The organism is Synechococcus sp. CBW1004, from assembly GCF_015840715.1.
Taxonomy (GTDB): domain Bacteria; phylum Cyanobacteriota; class Cyanobacteriia; order PCC-6307; family Cyanobiaceae; genus Cyanobium.
In genome coordinates this window covers 1391758-1408270 of record NZ_CP060397.1, presented here as the reverse complement: position 1 = coordinate 1408270, position 16513 = coordinate 1391758, and the positions used below count along the sequence as shown (strand labels likewise).

General features: G+C 69.1%; 14 protein-coding genes. 6 read left to right on the top strand and 8 right to left on the bottom strand.

The window, feature by feature from the left end; translation table 11 throughout:
* Positions 1-158 precede the first annotated feature (158 nt).
* A complete protein-coding gene (ftsH, locus tag H8F25_RS06835) occupies positions 159-2039 on the bottom strand; it encodes an ATP-dependent zinc metalloprotease FtsH (protein WP_197212735.1) in 1881 nt (626 codons plus the stop codon).
* Positions 2040-2273: 234 nt separating this feature from the next.
* Between ftsH and H8F25_RS06830 the strand changes: the two genes are divergently transcribed.
* The 3 genes from H8F25_RS06830 (at position 2274) to H8F25_RS06820 (ending at position 4186) form a co-directional block, all read left to right on the top strand.
* Positions 2274-3101 carry an SOS response-associated peptidase gene (locus tag H8F25_RS06830; protein ID WP_197213546.1) on the top strand — a complete coding sequence of 276 codons (828 nt, stop codon included), beginning with the start codon at positions 2274-2276 and terminating at the stop codon, positions 3099-3101.
* A gap of 67 nt (positions 3102-3168) precedes the next feature.
* On the top strand, positions 3169-3423 hold the full coding sequence (locus H8F25_RS06825; RefSeq protein WP_197212728.1) for a Nif11-like leader peptide family RiPP precursor: 255 nt from the start codon (positions 3169-3171) through the stop codon (positions 3421-3423).
* Positions 3424-3691: 268 nt separating this feature from the next.
* Entirely contained in the window at positions 3692-4186 is a 495-nt protein-coding gene (locus H8F25_RS06820; RefSeq protein WP_231597326.1) for a DUF427 domain-containing protein, read from the top strand.
* Here H8F25_RS06820 and H8F25_RS06815 read toward each other — a convergent pair.
* Together H8F25_RS06815 and ribD are read right to left on the bottom strand one after the other, a co-directional pair.
* Positions 4174-5241: a mechanosensitive ion channel family protein gene (locus H8F25_RS06815; RefSeq protein ID WP_197212718.1), complete on the bottom strand. Its 1068-nt coding sequence runs from the start codon at positions 5239-5241 to the stop codon at positions 4174-4176. The genes H8F25_RS06820 and H8F25_RS06815 overlap by 13 nt on opposite strands.
* A 115-nt stretch (positions 5242-5356) precedes the next feature.
* On the bottom strand, positions 5357-6445 hold the full coding sequence (gene ribD, locus H8F25_RS06810) for a bifunctional diaminohydroxyphosphoribosylaminopyrimidine deaminase/5-amino-6-(5-phosphoribosylamino)uracil reductase RibD (protein WP_197212716.1): 1089 nt from the start codon (positions 6443-6445) through the stop codon (positions 5357-5359).
* A gap of 265 nt (positions 6446-6710) precedes the next feature.
* On the opposite strand from ribD, the gene H8F25_RS06805 reads away from it, so the two are divergent.
* The gene (locus tag H8F25_RS06805) at positions 6711-7694 is read left to right on the top strand and encodes an IS5 family transposase (protein WP_197212525.1); all 984 of its coding nucleotides are present in this window, start codon (positions 6711-6713) and stop codon (positions 7692-7694) included.
* Between the two features lie 213 nt (positions 7695-7907).
* Here H8F25_RS06805 and H8F25_RS06800 read toward each other — a convergent pair whose 3' ends face one another.
* Positions 7908-9701, bottom strand: a complete 1794-nt coding sequence (locus H8F25_RS06800; RefSeq protein WP_197212714.1) for a 4-amino-4-deoxy-L-arabinose transferase — start codon at positions 9699-9701, stop codon at positions 7908-7910.
* 164 nt (positions 9702-9865) lie between these two features.
* Positions 9866-11128 carry an FAD/NAD(P)-binding oxidoreductase gene (locus tag H8F25_RS06795; RefSeq protein WP_197212712.1) on the bottom strand — a complete coding sequence of 421 codons (1263 nt, stop codon included), beginning with the start codon at positions 11126-11128 and terminating at the stop codon, positions 9866-9868.
* A gap of 115 nt (positions 11129-11243) precedes the next feature.
* Here H8F25_RS06795 and H8F25_RS06790 point away from each other — a divergent pair, with 115 nt between their 5' ends.
* Positions 11244-11477, top strand: a complete 234-nt coding sequence (locus H8F25_RS06790) for an acetyltransferase (protein WP_197212710.1) — start codon at positions 11244-11246, stop codon at positions 11475-11477.
* An 85-nt stretch (positions 11478-11562) separates the two neighbouring features.
* Here the strand turns inward: H8F25_RS06790 and H8F25_RS06785 are convergent, their stop codons facing one another.
* Positions 11563-11994, bottom strand: a complete 432-nt coding sequence (locus H8F25_RS06785; protein ID WP_197212709.1) for an Rrf2 family transcriptional regulator — start codon at positions 11992-11994, stop codon at positions 11563-11565.
* Positions 11995-12347: 353 nt separating this feature from the next.
* Here H8F25_RS06785 and H8F25_RS17650 point away from each other — a divergent pair, with 353 nt between their 5' ends.
* On the top strand, positions 12348-13910 hold the full coding sequence (locus H8F25_RS17650; RefSeq protein WP_231597218.1) for a chromate transporter: 1563 nt from the start codon (positions 12348-12350) through the stop codon (positions 13908-13910).
* Positions 13911-14064: 154 nt separating this feature from the next.
* Here the strand turns inward: H8F25_RS17650 and H8F25_RS06770 are convergent, their stop codons facing one another.
* Positions 14065-14820 carry a sulfite exporter TauE/SafE family protein gene (locus H8F25_RS06770; protein WP_231597217.1) on the bottom strand — a complete coding sequence of 252 codons (756 nt, stop codon included), beginning with the start codon at positions 14818-14820 and terminating at the stop codon, positions 14065-14067.
* Between the two features lie 160 nt (positions 14821-14980).
* The gene (locus H8F25_RS06765) at positions 14981-16378 is read right to left on the bottom strand and encodes an FAD-linked oxidase C-terminal domain-containing protein (RefSeq protein ID WP_231597325.1); all 1398 of its coding nucleotides are present in this window, start codon (positions 16376-16378) and stop codon (positions 14981-14983) included.
* Positions 16379-16513 lie beyond the last annotated feature (135 nt).

Below are 16513 nucleotides of genomic sequence, written 5' to 3'. Positions count from 1 at the left end.
GAAGCGGCGGGGAGAGCCGGAGGGCGGCGGCGCGGCTGCCGGGCGCCCTCACCCTGCTGGCGCAACGGTCCAGGTGGCGCCTGTCGTGGGGATGCAAAAAAAATCCGGGCTGCGCTGGGCGGCCCGGAAGGGTGTGGAATCACAGGGTATGGGCGTGATCAGGCCGCCAGCTGGGCCTCCTGGGGCATGACGCTGCTGGCCAGCAGATCCTTGAGTTCGTCGCCCTCGATCACCTCCTTCTCGAGGATCTTCTGGGAGATCGACTCGAGCAGCTCCCGGTTGTGGCGCAGGATTGCCAGGGCGCGGTCGTGGGCACGGTCCACGAGGCTGCGCACCTCGCGGTCGATCGCCTGGGCCGTGGTGTCGCTGACGGCTCGGCGCGGGTTGTTGGTGCCTCCCAGGAAGCGACCACCGCCCTGCTTGTCGTAGGCCAGTGGGCCAAGCGTGTCGCTCATGCCGTAGGTGCCCACCATCTGTTCGGCGATGTCGGTGGCCCGCTGCAGGTCGTTGGCGGCGCCGGTGGTGACTTCACCGAACACGATCTCCTCGGCGCTGCGGCCGCCCAGCAGGGTGGCGATCTGGCCTTCGAGATCCTCCTTGGAATTGAGGAAGCGCTCTTCGGTGGGCAGCTGCAGGGTGTAGCCCAGGGCCGCCATGCCGCGGGGCACGATCGAGATCTTGGCCACCTTGCTGCCGCCGGGCATCAGGTGGCCGACGATGGCGTGGCCGACTTCGTGATAAGCCACCACCTTTTTCTCGTCGGGCTGCAGCACGCGGCTCTTCTTCTCGAGGCCGGCGACGACGCGCTCGATCGCCTCGTTGAGGTCGCCCTGCTCCACGGTGGTGCGCATCGCACGGGCGGCCAGCAGCGCCGCCTCATTGACCAGGTTGGCCAGGTCGGCACCGGCGAAGCCGCTGGTGGCCTGGGCGATCCTGTCGAGATCGACGCCATCGGCGAGCTTCACCTTCTTGGCGTAGATGCCGAGGATGGTGCGGCGACCGGAGAGGTCGGGGCGGTCCACCAGCACCTGGCGATCGAAGCGGCCGGGACGCAGCAGCGCAGCGTCGAGCACCTCCGGCTGGTTGGTGGCCGCCAGCACGATCACCGGCTTGTCCTGGGCGGCGAAGCCATCCATCTCGGTGAGCAGTTGGTTCAGCGTCTGCTCGCGTTCGTCGTTGCCGCCGACCACCCCCATCGAGCCGGCGCGGCTCTTGCCGATGGCGTCAAGTTCGTCGATGAAGATGATGCAGGGAGCCTTCTTCTTGGCCTCCTCGAACAGATCGCGCACACGGGCGGCACCGGCACCGACGAACAGCTCAACGAACTCCGAGCCACTGATGATGAAGAACGGCACGCCGGCCTCACCGGCCACCGCCTTCGAGAGCAGCGTCTTGCCCGTGCCGGGAGGGCCCACCAGAAGCACACCCTTGGGGATGCGTGCACCGATGGCGGCATAGCGCTCGGGGGTCTTGAGGAAGTCAACGATCTCGGTGAGTTCGGTCTTGGCCTCATCGACACCGGCCACATCGGCGAAGGTGACGCGTGACTCCTCATCGGGCACGTAAACCTTGGCCTTGCTCTTGGTGAAGCTCAGGGCTCCCTGGGCGCCGCCCATGCCGCTGCGGCGTGCGAAGAACTGCAACACCAGGATGAAGATCAGCGGCGGCACCACCCAGCTCAGCAGCGTCGTGAAGAAACTGGGTTTGCGCGGTGGGGCAGCGGCGAATTCAACCCCGTGCTGCTCCAGTCGCTGGGGCAGATCCATGTCGAAGATCGGTGTGGTGGCCAGCACCGTGGCTGCACCTTCAGCCGGGGCCTCCTTGAGTTCGTAGCGGATCTGGTCGGAGGTGATGTAGGCGCGCTTGACGTTGTCGTCGTTGACCTGATCGATGAACAGCGAATAGGGCACCCGCGGCACCTGCATGGCCGGATTCGGCAGGAAGTTGCTGAACAGCAGCAGCACACCGAAGCCGATCAGCAGCAGGTTGATCAGCCCGAAGCGCCGGCTGGGGCGGTTGTCGTCCTGGCGGATGGCCATGCGGCGGGAGCGGTTGGAGCCACGCTAGGTGGGTGCATCAGTGGCCGGCCCCGCTGTGGGTCGGGAGAACCGAACGGGGCAGGGCCCTGACGCGTTGGCCGATGGTGTGTTGCTGCCTCTGGCGTCACCGGACCATGCAGGTGTGCGGCCGGCTGCAGACTGACCGGCGGCAGAACTCCCATGGCTGTCGTCGGGGAGCTGTGACCCCCGTTGCTGTGCCTTCCCGGGGCTTCCATGTGCGGCCGCTACTACCTCACCAGCGATCTCGACCGGCTGTTGCCGCGCCTGCAGGGTCCGTTGCCGCCGGGACTGCTGGAGCACTACGCCCCCCGCCGCGAGGTGAGGCCCGGCGAGCCGGTGCTGCTGCAGTGCTGGGAGCACGGCGGTCCCCGGGTGGGCCTGGCTCTGTGGGGCCTGCTGCCCGGCTGGGTGAAGGATCCGCTGGCACCGGCTCCCGACGGCCGTCGTCACAGCCGGCCGATCAATGCCCGCAGCGAGACGGTGGCGGACAGGCCCTTCTTCCGTGGTGCCTGGCGGCACCGCCGCGCCCTGCTGCCTGCCGATGGCTTCACCGAATGGCAGGACAGGACGGATCCCGCCACCGGCCGCTGCTGGAAGCAGCCCTGGCTGTTCCGCCGCCGCGATCGCGCTCCCTTCTGGCTGGGCGGCCTGTGGGAGCGCTGGGTCGGAGCCGATGGCGGCGAGCTGGAGACCGCCGTGATCCTCACCACCGCCCCCAACGAGCTGATCGCGCGGGTGCATGACCGCATGCCGGTGGTGATCCCCGATGGCCTGGAGCAGGCCTGGCTCGAGCCCGACGACGGGCCGTCACTGCGGGCGCTGCAGCCGCTGATGGGCCCCTGGGAGCCCCATTACTGGGAGGCGGTGAAGCTGGAGCGTCCTGCCCGCGAGAGCCCTGCTCGTGACGGCGCCGCCAGCCGGTCCTCGCCGCCGGTCTCGCCGCCGCTTCCGTCGCGGGCCACGCAGCTGCAGCTGCAGCTGCAGGTGAGCGGGCCGGATCCCGATGCTGCGGGAATGACCTCAATGGGACCTGATGGGTAGGCCCCGGCGCGGATGATGCCGGCCCAGCCCGTCGCCCGTTAGACCGGGGATGCATGGATACCCCTGGATGAGCCTCGAGCAGCTGGATGCCTTCCTTGCCCGTGTCAAGGACGACCCGGAGCTGAGGGAGCGTGTGCAGAACCCCGCCGATCCGCTGGAGCTGGCGGATTTCCTGGCGCTGGCCCGGGGTTCGGGTTTCGCGGTGGAGGAGGCGGATGTGATCGCCGCCCAGGAGCGTGCCGAGGCTTGCCTCAGCGATGAGGAGCTGCAGCGCCGCGCCGGTGAGGAGGCGCGCCGCCTGCGCCATTTCATTCCGGGTTGACGGGCATGGCGGTGGCGTGAGCCAGGCCGCCGGCTCCCCATCGCCCGGGGCTTCCATCATCGTTCCCCGGGCCGTTCCGTGAGACGCGTGCGCTTCCGGGCCTTCGCTTCGCTGCGGGGCCACACGGCAGTGTCAGCCTGGCCAGTCTGGGAAGAGCGTCTCAAGTCCCATGGAGTCCCACGCGCAGAGCCCTGCGGATCGCCCCGTGTCTGATCCGCACGCCCCGGAGCCGCTCGTCCGGGGCACTGGTGAGCAGGCGCCCCATCCGATCGAACGTGTGGCCGATTACCCCAGGCCGCCGCGGCTCGAGCCCTGCGCCCTGCCGGTGCGGGTGGAGGCGCTGGGCCGGGTGCTGGCCGAGGGGGATCGCTCGCTGCGGGTGCTTGAAACCTTCCACCCACCCACGCTCTATCTGCCGCCGGAGGCCATGCATCTGGCGATGCTGCAGCCCGCTCCCGGCCACAGCTTCTGCGAATGGAAGGGGGTGGCTCGTTATTTCGATGTGGTCCTCCCCGAAGGTGAGCCGTCACCGCTGAACCCGCGCCTGCGCCGTCTGGTGCGTGCGGTGTGGCAGTACCCCGAACCGGCGCCCGCCTTCGCGGCCCTCGCAGGCTGGTATGCGGTCTATCCGGCGCTGATGGACGGCTGCTGGCTGGATGGCGAGCGGGTGATCCCTCAGCCGGGCGGCTTCTATGGCGGTTGGATCACCTCCTGGGTGCAGGGCCCATTCAAGGGCGATCCGGGGCACCCTCAGCTGGTGTGAGCCGGGCTCAGCTGGTGTGGGAGCAACAGGGTACGGGTGGGGAAGGGCATTGAGGCGCCGTGACGCTCCACCACGTCGCCGATCCGGAGCAGCAGGTCCTGCTGCAGGGTCCAGGCCTCGGTGATCTCGGAGCTGCACGCATGGGCGAGCAGGCGCAGGTCGAGGCTGCTGGCGCCGTAGCCGGTGAAGTGAACGGCCTGAAGCTTGGCCTGGTCGACCATCGGGTGGTCGGCCAGCATCTGCTCCAGCTCGGCCACGATCGCCGTAATGAGCGGCCGGTCGTCATAGCTGACGCTGAACTGGATCAACAGCCGCCGGTTGTCGATCGCCGCAGTATTCACCACTGGCGTGCTGGTGAAGATGATGTTCGGGACATACACCGGCTGGCGATCCGGACTACGCAGCTGGGTGTAAAACCAGCTGATCTGCTCGACCGTTCCCATCAGCTGATGGGCGGGAATCTCAATGAAGTCGCCCACGATGAACGGGCGATTGACATAGAGGCTGAGGCCGCTCAGCGAATTGGACACGACCCCCTGGGCCCCGAAGCCCACTGCCGCCGCGCCGAATCCTCCGGCCGTGATCAGGACCGCCGCGGACACCCCCAGCTGCTGCATCACTTCGTAGGCCAGGATCGCGCCCACGGAGATGGTCAGCAGTTTCTGAATCACGTCGTACAGAAAGAGCCGGTCCTTCTCATTCAGCCGGGGCAGGATCTCCTGGGCATAGCCCTCGCGATCTCGCTGCAGTTCCTGGCGCCAGCGCACCAGGGTCCAGGCCACCCCGATGGCCACCAGCAGTTCGCGCACCTCATGGCCGTCCCTCTCCAGGTTCACCACAAGCGGGTCGAGCTGGAGGGCCAGCCACCAGCCCAGGCCCACCAGCAGGCAGGTGGCCGCGACGCTCAGGCGACTGGTGAGCAGCAGTCCGCGCAGCAGGGAGCGGGGGCGGCAACGACGACCCACCACCTCCAGCAGCAGCCAGCTGAGCATGGACAGCAGCAGGCCCCCGAGGGGGATCTGGAGCTGCAGAGGCAGGAAGAAGTCGTTCAGCATCGGCGCCAGAGATGGGTGGGGGCGCTACCGCTTCGATGGCTCCTCCCCGGGAGCATCGGCAGCAGGCCTGTTTCATTTCAACAGCATCAACAGCAGACCTGCCGATCGGAACCGCTCACGGGGTCAGCCGCCACAGCAGGTCGGGGCCGATGGGGCTGCGGCCGGTGCTTGTCCAGGTCCGCACCTGTTCCATGGCTTCCAGTCCCAGATCGCCGATGGCGGTGCGCGCCGCAACACCACCGAGCAGTTTGGGGGCGATGACCGCCGCCAGCTCCTGCACGCAGCCCTGGCGCAGAGCCGCCGCCGCCAGCTCCGGTCCGCACTCCCACAGCACCTGGTTGCAGCCCCGCCCTGCCAGCTCCTCCAGCAGGGCCCGTGGGCCGCAGTCGGCCAGCTCCAGGCGCTCCACGCTGTGCCGGTCGAGCTGGAATCGGGCCTGGCTGGGGGCGTCGCAGCCATGCACCACCAGGGTGGGGGCCGTGGTGGTGTCCCACAGCTGGGCCCCGGCGGGTAGGTCCAGGCTGCGGCTGAGCACGACGCGCAGGGGCTCGGGGTCGCGCTGGCCGCGGCTGGTGAGCAGTGGGTCATCGGCCCGCACGGTGCCGCCACCGACGATCACGGCGTCGCAACGGGCTCTGAGCGCATGCACCCAGCGCCTGGCGGCCGGGCCGCTGATCCACTGGCTGGCGCCGTTGGGCAGCGCGGTGCGGCCATCGAGACTCATCGCCCACTTGAGAATCCCCAGCGGCCGGCCCGTGGCGATGCGGTGCAGGAAGGGTGCATTGAGCGAGCGGGCCTCGGCCTCCAGCGCGCCCGTGATCACCTCCACTCCGGCGGCCCGCAGCTGCTCCAGGCCGCCTCCGGCCACGCGCGGGTTGGGATCGCCCATCGCCACCACCACCCGGGTGATGCCGGCGGCGATCACGGCCTCGCTGCAGGGAGGTGTGCGGCCGTGGTGGCAGCAGGGCTCCAGGGTCACCACCAGGGTGCCGCCGCGGGCCCGCTCTCCCGCCATCGCCAGGGCACCCACTTCGGCGTGGGGCTCACCAGCGCGGGCGTGGAAGCCCTCGCCCACCAGGGTTCCATCGGCATCGAGCACCACGGCGCCCACCAGCGGGTTCGGGCTGGTGCGACCCTGCCCGAGCGCCGCCAGCTGAAGCGCCCGCCTCATCCAGGGGATCCAGGGGGAGGACAGGGAATCCATGACCTGATGCCGGCAACTGCATCCTGACTGATGTCTCAGTGGATGCCTCGGAGGCCCTGGCTCTGCAGAACGGTCTGGTATAGCCGCATCTCTGTTGCCATGCCCCAGTGAGCATGCGAGGACGTGGCCCTCGCTCGCCTGAGCTTTCCCTTCGCACCCTGCCGGGCGACGGCGACAGCGTGCAGTGGCTGGGCTGAGAGGCCCCAGGGAACCCCTGAAAAACCCGATAGAATCAGTACAGTTCCAATAATGAGACTGGCAGCGGATGGCGGCCCCCCTCCAGTTGGGTTTCACGGACTACGAGCAGACCTACGCCAAGAAGAAAACGCGCCGGCAGCGCTTCCTCGATGAGATGGAAGCCACAGTGCCCTGGGATCCTTTCCTGGCCTTGATTTCGCCTGTGTACCACAGGCCTTCTGCCAAGGGCGGGCGCCCACCGTTTCCGCTGGAGGTGATGCTGCGCATCCACCTGCTGCAGCAGTGGTTCACGCTTTCCGATCCCTTGATGGAGGAGATGCTGATCGATACCCCCTGCTTCCGCCGCTTTGCTGGGATCGACATGGTTGAGGACCGGATCCCTGACGAGACGACGATCCTGAACTTCCGCCACCTCCTGGAAGAGAATCGGATAGCAGAGCAGATCCTGGAGACGGTGAACCAGAGCCTGCGGGAGAAGGGCGTGATGCTTAAGGAGGGTACGATCCTCGATGCCACAATCATCAACGCTCCCAGTTCAACCAAGAACAAGACGGGCGAGCGGGATCCTGAAATGCACTCGGTGGCCAAAGGCAACCAGTGGTTCTTTGGGATGCGGTGCCACATCGGTGTGGATGCAGCCTCGGGTCTGGTCCATTCCGTGGTGAGCACGGCTGCCAACGTCCATGAGCTGAACACGGCACCCGATCGCGTCCATGGCGAGGAACGCGTGATCTACGGCGACTCTGGCCACATCGGCATCGAAAAGCGTGAGGCGTTCAAGGACTGCGAAGCAGAGATGCGCATCGCCATGAAGCCCGGACAGCGCCGAGTTCTAGCGGACACCCCAGAGGGAAGACTGCTGGATCTGATGGAGGCGGCGAAAGCACATGTCAGGGCAAAGGTGGAGCATCCATTTCGGATCATCAAGTGCCAGTTTGGATTTCGGAAGGTCTTCTACCGAGGCATCCGCAAGAACAACCTCAAGCTGACGATGCTGTTTGCCCTCGCCAATCTCTGGATGGTGCGCGAACGTTGTCCTTCTACAGCGTAAATGACAGAATAAGTGTGCCATCTTGAGGGTGAGCAGCCAAAAATGATCGGGGAACTCACGAGAAATAAGCCAGTCAGGCCCTGGATTGGAGCACCTGGCGAGTAGCCAAGGACAAAATACCCCACTTGTGTCTCATTGACGAGAATGAGACACGCTTGCGCTCAATTCCCGGTCTTGATCAGAGCTTCCCCAGGCCGCTTCATCGGCCGCCCCTCAGGGCTCGGCCTGGCAGCGCTCGAGCCGCAGCTCACCTCGCCGGCCCAGTGTGTTGCAGCGCAGGCCTGGCGCCTCGGCTGGCTCCAGCCCCAGCAGCCACACGCTCTGTCCGGGCGGAAGGTTGACGTTGTCCTCGGGGCGGACCCGCTGCCCGACGTACCAGTTCAGGCTGGGACGCTCCCCCTGGCGCCACAGCCGCAGTTCGCCGCCATCGCGACCGGCGCCGGCCTCCTCGAGCAGGGCAAGGCCGTCGACGACGGACCAGTTTTCGTTCAGCTCCCACAGCCACAACGGTGAGGCGAACAGCAGCGCCAGAGCCAGGACATCGCCGAGCAGCATCAGCACCAGACCGCTGCGACGTCTTGCGGGGGCTGTCGCGCTGAGCTGCAGGCCGCCCATCAGCAGGCCCGTCCCCAGGGCCAGGGCCGCGGGGGCCAGTGAGCGCAGCGGAGGGATCCCGCCGGTCGCCCCATCGGCCCCGGGCATCAGGGGGAGCAGGGTGCCAACCAGCCCCGCCAGCACAATCAGGGCCCCCAGCAGGGTCCAGAACCGCGGTATGCGGGCCAGCACCCCCGCCCCCGGGGGCCGCCCCCCCTGGCGGTCCCGGCGCACCAGCCAGGCCAGCGCCGGCGCACAAACCAGCGCGAACGGCGGCCAGAGCAGCAGGCTGTACCAGGGCAGCTGGGTGCGCAGCGGCAGCACCAGGGCGGCCGTCAACAGCGTCAGCCCCAGGCACCACAGACCCGCCCGCGTGCACCGCTGCCGCCAGGCCAGAGCCATGCCGAACGGCCACAGCGGCAGCCAGGGCCAGCCCCCCTCCAGCACCTCCAGCACAGCCGTCAGCGGCCCGCCGCTATTGCCCTCGAGGGCTGTGCCGACGCGGGCGAAGCCCTGGCCCAGCCACATCTGCAACGCGTCTTCGCCGCGCACGAGCAGGTGGCCGCCATGCCAGGCGAGACCCGGCAGCAGACCGAGCGCCACCCCGAGAGCCATCAGGATCCACCGGCGGCGGTCCAGGTCCCGCTCCAGCAGACGCAGCAGCAGGGTGCCGGCCAGCATCGGAAAGGCCACCGGGGCCTTGAGCAGCAGCAGGGCGCTGGTCGCCAGTCCCGCCAGCAGGCCATGGATCAGGTCGTTCTTTCGCTCATTGGCCAGTGGCTCGGGCCGGCTGCCGTCAAGGCGGACGGTCTGATCCTGCGGTCGCTCACGCCTCAGGCCCTGCGGCCGGTTGTTTGTATCAGCCTGTCGCGGTTCGAGGGCGAGCTGTCCGCCAACCCCCACCACCGCCCACCAGAGCAGCACCATCGCCACCAGCTGGCAGCCGTCGAGCATCAACAGATGGCCGTGGCGCAGCAGCGGCAGCAGCGTCAGGGCGATGGCGCCCGTCAGCAGCGCCGTGAGCCGATCGCCGGGCCGCAGCCGTCCCTGCAGCAGCACCAGCAGCGGCACCAGCAACGCGGAGATCAGGGCCGGCACCAGGCGCAACAGCCAGGCCGGCGGTAGGGCGGTGGCCGCTGATCCGGAGAGGGCGCGCCAGACGTCGATCGCGGCGGCCACCGACAGGTGCAGCCCCGGTGGCTTGTTGAGATAGGGCTCGCCCCAGTAGGTGGGCCAGAGGCGCTCGGGCCAGGGCTGCCGGCTGAGCTCCAGCGCCACGCGGGCGACGATGCCTTCGTCCCAGTCGCGCAGGGGCGGCCCGTTGAGGCCGGTGAGCAGCAGGACCAGGGCGGCCAGCCACAGCAGCAGCAGTCCCAGGCGAAAGCGGGCGGGAGTGAGGCCGGCCGCCGTCACGGCCGCATGGCTGGCGGATCCCCCACGCCCCGCACGTGCTGCGGTTTCCGACAGGGAGTGGTCCGGGGCCTGTCTCACAGACGCTGCTCCGTCGTGCGGGTCAACGACACTGGCACCGCGGCGCCCGTGCAGCCAGGTTTTCCCCTGGCCCGCAGCCCAGACCCTCAGGCCTTGGCCTGAACCCCGGGCATGAAGCGGCGCTCATGCTGAAAGCCGCGCAGCATGCGGTTCCAGTAGAGCCAGGGCAGCACATTCTTCTTCACCAGCCACATGCTCCAGCGCTCCCGGGTGGGATCGAGCGGGAAGGAGGGTGCGGGCTGCTGCTCATAGTTGAACTCGGCCATGATCACCTTGCCGTAGCCCGTGATCAGCGGGCAGCAGCTGTAGCCGTCGTAGCGCGATTCCAGCGGCTGACCATCCAGCAGTGACAGCAGATTCGCCACCAGCACCGGCGCCTGGCCGCGCACGGCTGCAGCCGTCTTGGAGTTGGGCATGCCGGCCACATCGCCGATGGCGAACACGTTGGCGAAACGCTTGTGCTGCAGGCTGTATTGATCCACCTCCACGAAGCCCCCCGGTGCTCCCTCCGCTGCCAATGGGCTCTCCGCGACGACCTGCGGAGCCGACATCGGCGGCGTGACATGCAGCATGGCGTAGGGGATCACCGTCTCGATCGGCTCCTCACCCTCATCACGACTGGGGCTTGCCGGTGTGACGCGAAACACCGCTTCCTGCGTCTCGGGGCGGACCTCAGTGAGCACGTGCCCGTACAGAGCGTCGAGGCCCTTGCGCTTCACCACCTCCCGCAGCGGTGCGGCATAGGTGGGCACACCGAAGATGCCGGGGGTGGCGGTGGCGTAGATCACCTTGCTGTTGGCGGCCACCGCCGGATCACGCCTGAACACGTCATCGGCGAGATAGGCGATCTTCTGCGGCGCCCCCGGGCACTTGATCGGCATCGGCGGGCAGGTGAAGATCGCGTTGCCGCCCTGGAAGTCGCGGATGCACTGCCAGGTGTAGTCGACGTGCTCGCGTGAGTAGTTGCTGCAGACCCCTCCCTTGCCCAGTGCTTCGGGCAGCCCTTTGATCGCCTCCCAGCGCAGCCGCAGGCCGGTGGCAACGATCAGCACGTCGTAGCGGAGCGTCTGGCCGCCGGTGGTGGTGACACTGTTGCTGGCGGGATCGAAGCCGGCCGCTCCCTCACGGATCCAGTGCACCCCCTCGGGGATCAGCGAGGCCTCCGGCCGGCGCGTTTCGTCGAGATAGAACACACCGGCGCCCACCAGGGTCCAGCCGGGCTGGTAGTCGTGGTGCTCGGAGGGCTCCAGCAGGGCGATCTCCAGCTGGGGCCGGGCCCGCTTGAGCTGGCTGGCGGCTGTGAGTCCCGCGGCGCCGCCGCCGACGATCAGGATCTGGTGGTGGGACATGGCGCTCGGAATGCGGTCAGCCTGCTGCAGATCATCATCCTCAGGATTGCTCTCCAGGGAAACGGCCTAGCGTTGAGAGGACTGTCACGGCTTGCCCACACGGCGGCCCGATGCCATGTTCCTGACCCTGCATCAGCACGGCGACAGCGCCGGCCCTGAGGCCTCCCCCTCCCTGGTGGAGATCCTCGATCTGCGACAGCTGGCCGATCCCTTCTCCACCGTGGTGGCGGGCCGCATCCACGGCGGTGAGGAGCTCCAGGATCCGCACCATTTCTCCAAGGCGGAACTGCGCTTCCCGTCGGGTGAGGAGTTGCCCCGCTGCTGGAGCGATCCCCACTACCGCCAGTAGGCAGCGGCGCGCACGCTCAGGCGGCTGCACCCGGCCGTCAGGGACGTCGCCTCTCCCCCGGTCGATCGCGGGCTGGGGGAAGACATCAGATGAAGTACATCACCTGGGCCTGCAGCCGCTGGTCGCGCTCCTCGAGCAGGTCCTGCAGCGTGGTGCCCGCAAGAAGGGCGGTCCTGGCACGCTCGAGCTGATCCTCCAGCGTCGTGAGCACCTCGAATTCAGGCGTGGTCCGCGCCGTCAGATCCCGCGCCGGACTCTCCCCCTCCAGGGCCGCCACCACCTCCAGGAGGGGGACCTCCGCCGGAGGTCGTGCCAGTTGAAAGCCACCTTTCGGTCCGCGGATGCTGCGCAGGATGCGTGCGCGCCGGAGAGTGGTGAGCATCTGCTCGAGGTAGCGGTCGGGGATGCTCTGGCGCTGGGCGATCTCGCCCACCTGCAGCACGCCCCCCTGCGCGTGAATGGCGGCCAGCTCGATCAGCGCGACGATCCCGTAGCGAACCTTCGCGCTGAGAGCCAAACCATTCCCCGCTCGACGTGTGGGGATTGTCGCAGTCCCCGTTCCGCTGTTCTCCTACGCCACTGTTCCCCGGCGCCACCGGGAGGCCAGGCTCGTCCCGCGCCTTTCGGGCACAGAGGCCGGCGAGGATCAGCTGGGGGCCGCCAGCGGCGATCGGTGTGGTCCAGACAACCTGCGGCAGGGCTGATGCCCCGTCACGCTGGCCTCGCTGCAGTTGGCCTGGAGCCGTCTTCCCGGAATTGACCTCCTTCCACTGTCACGGCATCGGCCCGTGATGCATCGCAGGCAGCGTCGACGCACGCCTCCCTCCTCCCGGACGGGTGCCGCTGGAGCCTGAACCGCTGAACCGCTTGATGACCTCACCGCCCACCACCCCTGCGGCCGTCTCCCTGGCTGAAGCCTCCCGCTTCTGGCTGCGGCTGGGGCTGGTGAGCTTCGGCGGACCGGCCGGTCAGATCGCCCTATTGCATGAGGAGCTGGTGGAGCGCCGCCGCTGGCTCTCGGAGCGGCGCTTCCTGCACGCCCTCAACTACTGCATGCTGCTGCCGGGGCCGGAGGCCACCCAGCTGGCCACCTACCTGGGCTGGCTGATGCATGGCACGGCCGGTGGCCTGATCGCCGGTGGGCTGTTCCTGCTGCCGGCGATCCTGATGCTGCTGGCCCTGGCCAGCGCCTATGCGCTGTGGGGCCACCTGCCCCTGCTGAGCGCCCTGTTCGCGGTGCTGCAGCCGACCGTGCTGGCGATCGTGCTGCAGGCGGCCTGGCGCCTGGGCCGGCGCACCCTGCACACCCCGTTCCTGATGGCGATCGCGGCGGCGGCCTTCGCCAGCCAGAGCCTGCGGCTGCTGCCCTATCCCCTGCTGGTCGTGCTGGTGGCCTTCGCCGGGGCCCTCGCCGCGAGATTCCGCTCCGCCCTGGTGAACAGCCCTGCCGCCACTGAAGCGCCCGGTGCAGGAACGACAGTCCCGGTGGCCTCATCGCGCGTCCCCGATGCACTGGATCCCGTCCAGGAGACCGGGGTCCCCGCCGGACTCTCTCCAGGCTCCAGAACCGGTCTCCAGACCTTCTCGTCGCCTCCATCAGGTTCAGAGCCCACCCCTTCCCCTCCATCCGGGCAAGATCCCGCCTCCCCCAAGGCCGGTGGAGCGATGCGCTCCAAGTGGCCAACGGCGTCAGACCGCGCCGCTCCAGCGGCCCTCCACGGGGATCGGACCCCTTCCCCGCCCCATGTCCGCTTCCGTCGTCGCGCTCTGGCGAGCACCCTGCTCATCGGCGGTATGGCCCTGATGCTGCCGCTGCTCGCGCTCACCCTGCTGCAGGGCTGGGGCGGCATCCTGCCGACGATGGCCCGCTTCTTCACGCGGGTGGCCCTGGTGAGCTTCGGTGGCGCCTATGCGGTGCTGCCGTACGTGGCGGAGGGGGCGGTGCAGCGCTTCGACTGGCTCAGCGCTCCCCAGATGGTCGATGCGCTGGCCCTGGGCGAGACCACGCCAGGGCCGCTGATCATGGTGGTGGCCTTCGTCGGCTTCCTGGGCGGCTGGAATCAGGCCGGCTCCCTGTCGCTGGCAGTCGCAGCGGCGCTGGTGGTCATCTGGTTCACCTTCCTGCCCTCGTTCCTGTTCATCCTCGCCGGGGCGCCGCTGGTGGAGGCGAGCCGCGGTGATCTGCGCCTGGACGGTCCGCTTCGCGCGATCACCGCGGCGGTGGTGGGGGTGATCGCCAGCCTGGCGCTGCTGTTCAGCGGGCCCGTGCTCTGGCCCGCCGGTCAGGGGCCCTGGCCCAGCGGGGTGGCTCTGACGGTGCTGCTGCTCGGGCTGGCGCTGCTGCTGCGCTGGCACTGGAGCGTGCTGCGGGTGATCGGCCTGGCCGTCGCTCTGGGATTGCTGCGCGCCCTGCTGCAGACCCTTCTGACCTGAGCCGGCATGACGAACGAGCTCCCTGACGGGGGCATCTTCGGACCAGGCTGCGAGCCCTCTCGCACCCGGCCCTGCGCCTTCCTGCGCGACGGTCGTGGTGTCAGCCGCTGCCTGGGGGCACCCAGCTCGGGCTGTGCCCGTCCGCCGCCGGCCTTCAGCGCCGGAAATACACCACTGCCATCACCAGGCCGATCACCACCACCACGCCCCGCAGCCGGGCGGGATCGAGCCGCTCCGCCAGTCGGCCGCCCAGCACACCACCCGCCAGCGAGGTGAATGCCATCACTGCCACCTCCGTCCAGGCCAGCGGCGCCTGCAGGGCGAACAGCAGGGCGGCCAGGAGATTGCAGACCAGCGCGATCGCCTGCTTGAGACCGTTCAGGCGCGTCAGGTTGTCCGGCAGGGTCAGCGCCAGCGCCGCCAGCACGATCACGCTCAGCCCCGCGCCGAAATACCCCCCGTAGATGGCGGCGCCGAACACCGCGGGCGCTGCCAGGGCCCCAACCGGCGACTCGCCACTGCCCTGACGCCGGATCCAGGCCCCCAGCGGTTGCTGCAGCGCCAGCAGCAGGGAGCCGCTGAGCAGCAGCCAGGGCACCAGCCGCTCGAACAGGTGCGGATCGCTGACCAGAAGAAGCCCGGCCCCCGTCAGCCCGCCGAGGGCGGCGCAGGGCAACAGCAGCGCCAGCCTCGCCCCCTGTCCCCGCAGCTGCCGGTGCTGGGCCAGGGCGCCGCCCAGATAGCCCGGGGCCAGGGCCACGGTGTTGGTGACGTTGGCCAGCAGCGGCGGCAGGCCGGCGGCGATCAGCGCCGGGAAGCTGATCAGTGAGCCGCCGCCGGCGAGGGCATTGACGGCGCCGGCCACCAGCCCGGCGGCCGCCACCGACGCCAGTCGCGACGGATCCGCCATCACGGCGCGCCTCGCCGGGGAGGCTCTGGCGCGATCGGCGCATCAGGGCTGCGGTGCATTGCCGCTGGAGCAGAAACAGCAGGCCAGAGGGTGCCGCTCCCCGGTTTCCAGCCTGGCTGGCGGCCGGGGCCCCAGTACCCGTTGCCGGCCTGCAGGCCGCTCAGAACACCTCCAGACCCGCCAGTTCCGGATCGCGTTGCTGCCGCCGGGCTGATTCGGCGCAGCCGGAGGGAGTGGGAAACAGCTTGCCGGGGTTGGCCAGGCCGCGGGGGTTGAGGGCATCGCGCACCCACTGCATCGTCTCCAGATCGCCTGGGCTGTACATCCAGTCCATGTAGCAGCGCTTGTCGATGCCGACGCCGTGCTCGCCCGTGATGCTGCCGCCGACCTCCAGGCACAGCTCCATGATCTCGGCGCCGAGGGCCTCGACCCGTGCGCCGATCCCCGGTTCGCTGCTGCGGTAAAGGATCAGCGGATGCAGGTTGCCGTCGCCGGCGTGGAAGACGTTCGCCACCGGCAGCCCGTGGCGGGCGCTCAGCGCCTCGATCTCCGCCAGCACCCGCGGCAGCACCCCCCGGGGCACCACGCCGTCCTGCAGGTAGTAGCTGGGGAAGCGGCGGCCCAGGGCCGAGATCGCCGACTTGCGGCCCTTCCACAGCAGCGCCCGTTCCTCCGGGTCGCGCGCTTCGCGGATCGTGCGGGCGCCGGCCCTGCGGCAGAGGCTGCTGGCCAGGGTCACCGCCTCGGCCACCTCGCTGGCGATGCCGTCGAGCTCGATCAGCAGCACCGCCGCCGCATCGCCCGGGTATTCCTCGGTGCCGAAATAATCGTTGAGCGCCTCGATGCAGAGGCGATCCATCATCTCCATCCCGGCCGGCTGCACCGCCGCTTCGGTCACCAGCCGCACCGCTTCGCCAGCAGCCTCCATCGAGGTGAAATCGGCCAGCAGCACCGCGACGCTGTCGGGCGTGCGCAGCAGCCGCAGGGTGACGGCGGTGGTGATTCCCAGGGTGCCCTCGCTGCCGATGAACACGCCGCGCAGGTCAAGTTCGGGCATCTCCGGCAGCTCCCCGCCCAGGGTGGTGACGGTGCCGTCCGGCAGCACCACCTCAAGGCCGAGCACGTGGTTGCTGGTGACGCCGTACTTGAGGCAGTGCACACCGCCCGAGTTCTCGGCAACGTTGCCGCCGATGCTGCAGGCCACCTGGCTGGAGGGATCAGGGGCGTAATAAAAGCCATCGGAGGCCACCGCCCGGCTCACCCAGCTGTTGATCACGCCCGGCTGCACGGTGACACGCCGGTTGGCCAGATCGAGGTTGAGGATCGCCCGCATGCGGCTGGTGGCGATCACCAGGGCGGGTGTCTCGGCCAGGGCGCCGCCGGAGAGGCCGGTGCCGCTGCCGCGCGCCACGAACGGGATGCCGCGCTCATGACACAGGCGCACCACGGCCGCCACCTGCTCGGTGGTTTCCGGCAGCACCACCAGCGGTGGCTGGTAGCGGTGCAGGGTGAGGCCGTCGCAGTCGTAGCTGAGCAGCTCCTGGCGGGCACTGACCACGGCACGGGCGGGCAGCAGCTCGCGGCAGCGCCGCTCGAGGGCTGTCCAGTCGGGGGCCGCCCAGTCGTGGGCGGTCGGGGAGGGCCCCCTGAGGCTGGCTCCAGGGCCGGCTGTCGGGCTCGGTGCGGGCGTCAC